The organism is Phormidium sp. CCY1219 (assembly GCF_055795085.1).
In genome coordinates this window covers 1-4,679 of sequence record NZ_JAYFEQ010000495.1, presented here as the reverse complement: position 1 = coordinate 4,679, position 4,679 = coordinate 1, and the positions used below count along the sequence as shown (strand labels likewise).

At 52.0% G+C, this 4,679-nt stretch carries 4 protein-coding genes; 3 read left to right on the top strand and 1 reads right to left on the bottom strand.

Annotation, left to right across the window (positions count from 1 at the left end; all coding sequences use genetic code 11):
- Nucleotides 1-637 precede the first annotated feature (637 nt).
- Nucleotides 638-2,791, top strand: coding sequence for a polyribonucleotide nucleotidyltransferase (locus tag AC0QH1_RS12895; RefSeq protein WP_324631544.1), 2,154 nt, complete (start codon nucleotides 638-640; stop codon nucleotides 2,789-2,791).
- Nucleotides 2,792-3,182: 391 nt separating this feature from the next.
- On the opposite strand, the gene AC0QH1_RS12890 is transcribed toward AC0QH1_RS12895, so the two are convergent.
- A complete protein-coding gene (locus tag AC0QH1_RS12890; RefSeq protein ID WP_324631543.1) occupies nucleotides 3,183-3,407 on the bottom strand; it encodes a DUF4327 family protein in 225 nt (74 codons plus the stop codon).
- 150 nt (nucleotides 3,408-3,557) lie between these two features.
- Here AC0QH1_RS12890 and AC0QH1_RS12885 point away from each other — a divergent pair, with 150 nt between their 5' ends.
- Nucleotides 3,558-3,737 (top strand): hypothetical protein, encoded by a 180-nt coding sequence (locus tag AC0QH1_RS12885; protein WP_324631542.1) that lies wholly within the window; start codon nucleotides 3,558-3,560, stop codon nucleotides 3,735-3,737.
- Nucleotides 3,738-3,832: 95 nt separating this feature from the next.
- Nucleotides 3,833-4,558: a triose-phosphate isomerase gene (gene tpiA, locus AC0QH1_RS12880; protein ID WP_324631541.1), complete on the top strand. Its 726-nt coding sequence runs from the start codon at nucleotides 3,833-3,835 to the stop codon at nucleotides 4,556-4,558.
- The last annotated feature ends 121 nt before the right edge of the window (nucleotides 4,559-4,679 follow it).

The following is a 4,679-nucleotide window of genomic DNA, read 5'->3' as shown; positions in this document are numbered from 1 at the left end:
GTCAAGGCCCTTTTGGAACCTTACCCTGCCCACGTTTCGGAGATTTTCCTTGACTTTTGGCAGGAACGAATCGCACCGTCACGGTACTTATTGTACAACCATAGAGGCGCATTCACGCAGGGAATCCCTGGGGCTTTCTGTCTGGGGGGACATAGAACCCGCGCCGCGCGTTTTGCCCAGGGTGAGGGGCGATCGCGCCACGCGCCTTTCCCGGGAAAAACCAGCCCGGATATGGCGCTTCGATCGCCGGGGGGCGAAAAAAAATTTCCTAGACCGATACAGTTTAAAGCTTCGAGCAACCAGGGTTTGATAAAATAGACACTAGAGTTATAAGGAGTAAAGTTCAAGACCCTGGCATGGGTCTGCGGGTTGTCGCCAGAAGGAAGTGTCAGCACCCCGCCCGCACAGTGACGGGGCAACTGCTCCGTTCAGTTAGCTCTCGATGGCAATCGAGTGAGTGGCAATCCGCTTTCAACCGAGGCAAAAAAGACGCGCCCCACAGTGGTAGGCTCGATTTTTTCGAGCAAGGGAACAGGTGTCCGGTTGAGCCAATGGAGTCGAAAGCAATCGCAATTGAGAAGTGCTAGGATTGCCACAGAGAAGAAAAGTTGAGTGAAAAAGAAGGAAAAAGGACTGCATGAAAGAGATGGAAAAGTCGATATCCTTTGATGGACGGGATATTCGACTCAATATTGGATTGTTGGCACCGCAAGCAGGTGGTGCGGTATTGATTCAATCCGGAGATACGGCGGTTTTCGTGACAGCGACGCGATCCGAGGGAAGAGAAGGCATCGATTTTCTGCCGCTGTTAGTGGATTATGAAGAAAGGCTGTATGCAGCGGGTAAGATTCCCGGCGGCTTCTTGCGACGGGAAGGACGTCCTCCGGAAAAAGTAACCCTCACTAGCCGGCTGATCGACCGTCCCCTGCGACCTTTGATTCCGCAATGGATCCGCGATGACATTCAAATTGTCGCCACTACCCTGTCGATGGATCCCCAGGTGCCGCCGGACGTGCTGGCGGTGACGGGCGCTTCGGTGGCGGTTCAGTTGGCACAGATTCCCTTTTCCGGACCGATGGCAGCGGTGCGCGTCGGGTTAGTCGGAGATGATTTTATCATTAACCCCACCTACAAAGAAATTACCAGTGGAGATTTGGATTTAGTGGTGGCGGGAAGCCCGGATGGGGTGATCATGGTAGAAGCGGGAGCGAATCAGCTTCCGGAACAAGACATTATCGAAGCGATCGATTTTGGTTACGAAGCGGCGTCGGATTTGATTCAGGCGCAGCGAGAAATCCTGGAGGAACTGGGCATCGAGCCTGCGGTGGAGGAACCGCCGGAGGTGGACGATAGCCTAGAGAAGTTTATCAGCGATCGCGCCACTGAGGACATCAAAAAAGTCTTGTCTCGCTACGAAGTGCAGAAAAACGAGCGCGACAGTGCATTAGATGAAGTCAAAGAGGGGATTTGCGCTCAAATCGAGGAAATGCCAGAAGAAGACCCCCTGCGAGTGGCGGCGACCACGGATCCGAAAGCTTTGGGCAAAGTGTTCAAAGATGTCACCAAGCAGTTGATGCGGCGACAAATCGTGGAAGAAGGGGTCCGGGTCGATGGGCGCAAACTGGACGAAGTTCGACCGGTGTCTTGTCAGGTGGGAATTTTACCCAAGCGGGTTCACGGTAGCGCGTTATTTAATCGGGGGCTGACTCAGGTGTTGTCTCTGGCGACTTTGGGAACCCCGGGGGATGCCCAAGATTTGGCGGATGACCTGCACCCGGAAGATGAAAAGCGTTACCTGCACCACTACAACTTCCCGCCCTATTCCGTGGGGGAAACCAAGCCGATGCGATCGCCCGGACGCCGGGAAATCGGTCACGGTGCCCTCGCCGAACGTGCTTTAATGCCGATCTTGCCCGAACAAAGCGATTTTCCCTACGTGATTCGGGTGGTGTCGGAAGTGCTCTCGTCTAACGGTTCGACTTCAATGGGGTCGGTTTGCGGTTCGACGATGGCGCTGATGGATGCCGGGGTGCCAATCTTAAAACCCGTGTCCGGCGCAGCGATGGGGTTGATTAAAGAAGGTGATGAAGTCCGCATCCTCACGGATATCCAAGGGATTGAAGACTTCTTGGGCGACATGGACTTTAAAGTGGCCGGCACCGAGACGGGCATCACCGCGTTGCAAATGGATATGAAAATTACCGGGTTGAGCATGGAGACGGTGGCGAAAGCGATCCATCAAGCCAAACCGGCACGGTTGCATATCTTGGAAAAAATGCTGGGTGCCCTGGAACAACCGCGCGATCGCTTGTCTAACTACGCGCCGCGCCTGATGACGATTAAAATCGATCCCGACTTAATCGGCATGGTAATCGGTCCTGGGGGCAAAACCATCAAGAGTATCACGGAAGAAACGGGAGCCAAAATCGATATCGAAGATGATGGCACCGTCACCGTTTCGGCTATCGATAGCGAAAAAGCTCAGCGGGCGGTCACCACTATCCAGAATATGACGCGCAAGCTCAGTGCTGGGGATGTGTATGCCGGTCGAGTGACGCGAATTATTCCGATTGGTGCATTTGTAGAATTCCTGCCCGGTAAGGAAGGCATGATTCACATTTCCCAAATCGCCGATTACCGCGTGGGCAAGGTGGAGGATGAACTCTCCGTGGGCGATCCAGTGATTGTTAAGGTGCGAGAAATTGACAACAAAGGTCGCATCAATCTCACTCGTCTGAATATTCATCCCGATGAAGCAAAAGCAGCCCGAGAAGCGGCGGGCATGCAGTAGCGATTCGCACGTCAAGCCTAATTTTGTGGGAAATGCCGCTGGTAGAGACGTCCATCTATGGTATGGCGTCTCCCATTGATGCAACCCACTGTTCTAGCTTTGAGAGGGTCAAGCGCTGATTTTTCCCTAGCCAGTAGAATTCGGGGTGGGCAGTATTCCCCGCTCGGCACTGGCTAGAGAAGGTTAAAATCGATTTAATTCTAAAAAGCTTCTGAAATCAGAAGCTTTTTGAGTTTATTGGCGGATGTCAGATGGGCGGAATGAGAAACGTTGTCCCCCGAACGCGCGAATGCCGCGATCGCCGCACCGGTGGGGACAAGCCATTTTGCCCCGATCGAGAAGCTAAGAAAATCGGGGGGTTAACACTATTGAGATTGAAGTAGGATTTAATTTAGTCGTCATTCCAGTCTTCGCGTCCGAGCAGATCGCAAATGCGATCGCGTAGCAAATATTCGTTTTGTTCTAACTCAAACTCTACATTCATCCATTCCCGCGCCGGGATGTACTGGCAAAGGGTATAGATAGGTTGCTGGCGGCTGAGGATGCCTTTTTTCACCAGTTGACGAGCTTCTTCTTGGATAACTTCTATCGTGTATGAAATTGTCGTGTTAAACATATCTAAACCCCTCCCGGAACTCGGTGGCAATCATAAACACTTTATTTTAGATTGAGAATAGCTTTTTCGGTAAGAGTTAAAATACTTATCAGCCAAAAAGATGAAAAACGCAAGAAAACTCAACTTATCTTTACAATAATTGCAAAAAATGTGAGTGGTTACTTCACTCAGGGGGTGCAGGAGCCTCATCCAACCGTCGGTTGCAGAAAATCAGGGGCGATCGCGATCGCTACAGTCCTGGTGACGGAAAACATGCCCGAACGCCAGCGATCGGGTTCGGGTTCCCCCCCTTGCCATCCCGGTGGCTCTATCTCCCGGAAGATTTTTTAGGGACTTCTCCGGGAAAATCCCTTAAAAGGAGCCGCATTCGCTTTAGACTGGAGTGTGCATTTTGTTGTTGTAGTTTGGAACGGACTGAGTTACTCGTGCGAAAAATCATTCTGGCCGGTAATTGGAAAATGCACAAAACTCAAGCAGAAGCGCTAGAGTTCTTAGAAGCATTTAAACCCCTAGTGACAGACACCCCAGAAGAACGGGAAGTAGTTCTTTGCGTGCCCTATACCGCCTTGGGAACCCTGTCCAAGCATTTGCATGGGAGCGCGGTACGCCTCGGTGCCCAGAACGTTCACTGGGAAGATTCCGGTGCCTACACTGGAGAAATCTCCGGTTCGATGCTGAAGGAATTGGGGGTACGCTACGCGATCGTGGGCCACAGCGAGCGGCGTCAATATTTTGGCGAAACCGATGAAACCGTCAATCAACGTCTGAAAGCGGCGCAAAAACACGGGCTGACGCCGATTCTGTGCGTGGGGGAAACCCAGGAACAGCGGGAAGCCAACGAAACCGAGTCTCACATTTTCAGCCAGATCGAAAAAGACCTGGTGGATATCGACCAACAAAACTTGGTGATTGCCTACGAACCGATTTGGGCGATCGGTACCGGGAAAACCTGCGAAGCCCCAGAAGCCAATCGCGTCATGGGTTTGATTCGCTCGAAGCTAACGAATAAAGATGTAACGATTCAATATGGCGGATCGGTCAAGCCAGAAAATATCGATGAAATTATGGCCCAGCCAGAAATCGATGGCGTTTTGGTGGGCGGTGCCAGCTTAAAAGCCGATAGCTGGGGACGGATCGTGAATTACCAATAGGGGGTTGTGGGGCCTGCAGTGGATAACGCACTTCTGGGACTAACATAGTCAGGAACCCCATCCCTAAAGGGAGGGGCTTGGTAAGACTTTATTTTCCCAAGCTCACCTGACCAGAAGACCA